Origin of the sequence: Streptomyces sp. 15-116A (genome assembly GCF_025290915.1) — a bacterium.
Classification (GTDB): Bacteria; Actinomycetota; Actinomycetes; order Streptomycetales; family Streptomycetaceae; genus Streptomyces.
In genome coordinates this window covers 1-1,228 of the sequence record NZ_JAOCQE010000546.1, presented here as the reverse complement: position 1 = coordinate 1,228, position 1,228 = coordinate 1, and the positions used below count along the sequence as shown (strand labels likewise).

General features: G+C 76.6%; 1 pseudogene. It reads right to left on the bottom strand.

Annotated elements, in window-relative coordinates:
* Nucleotides 1–1,228, bottom strand: a pseudogene (locus tag N4P33_RS35375) (helix-turn-helix transcriptional regulator); the annotation flags it as partial.

The window sequence follows — 1,228 nt, the reverse complement described above, 5'->3', positions numbered from 1 at the left end:
GGACGCCGGGCGCGCAGCCGGGCCAGCGCGAACGCCGCCCGCGCCTCCTCCAGACCGTAGCCGAGCCTGCCGAGCCGGTCCCGGGCGGACACCAACTGCGCCTGCGCCGCGTCGTGTTCGCCGCGCGCCGCCCGCACCAGGGCCTCCGCCCGGTCCAGTACGGCGAGGACGCTCGCCCGGTCCAGGCGCAGCGCGTGCACCCGGGTGAAGTTGATCAGCTCCTGCGCCTCGGCGGGCTCGCCGATCCGCACCAGTGCCTCGGCGAGATCGCCGTGCCAGCGGCCCCGCGCCGGGTCGCTGATGCCCATGCCCTGCTCCAGCTCCCGCACCTGCCGCAGCGAGCGGACGGCTGCCGCCGCGTCCCCGGCGACCAGCTGGGCGTAGCCGAGCGCGGCCAGGGCGCGGGAGAGATACATCTGGTCGCCGTCCACCTCGGCGTGGTCCGCGGCCTCCCGGGCGAGCGCCAGCGCCCGGTCCACGTCCCCGCCGGACGCCTCCGCGAGCGAGGCCTGCATCGCCGAGGCGCTCTCGCCGATCCCGGAGTCCCGGGCCAGCAGCAGGCTCTCCCGGGCCAGGTCCAGCGCCCGGCCGCAGTGCCCCGCGCGCAGCTCGGTGTCGGCGAGGAAGCGCAGGAAGTGCCCCTCGCTCTCGACCATGCCCCGCCGCCGCGCCTCCCGCAGCAGCGCCGTGATCGACGTACGGGCCTGGGGCAGCTGGTCGCTCATGAGCAGCCACCGGAAACGGGCCATGCCGGCGCCATTGTGGTGGCAGGCCACATACGGGTCCTGGGGTTCCTTCAGCGCCCGCTTGATCGTGGCGGGCGCGTCCGGATGCCCCATCAGCGTCTCCGTGGACGCCTGGAAGGCGAGCGCCATCAGCTCCGTGCGCCGGTCCTCGCCCCGCGCGGCCAGCTCCGCCGCGTGCGCCGCCTCCCGCCGGGCCTTGTCGAAGTCGCCGTCGACGACCAGTTCCCGCCAGGCCAGCTGGTAGTGGACGAGCGCCAGCAGCCGGGGGTCGTCGCCCGCGTCGGCCAGCACCTGCGGGAACACCGCGTCGACCTCGCCGAGCGCCTGCCCGGCCGCCTCGATGACGACCATCCAGGCCCGCACCCGTTCCGCGGGCACCGTGGCCCGGGTCAGCACCTCGCGCGCGATGTCCCGCGCCAGGTCCGCCTCCCCGGCGGTGATCGCGTCCTCGGCGGCCAGCAGCCGCCGCTCGTCCGGCCCGG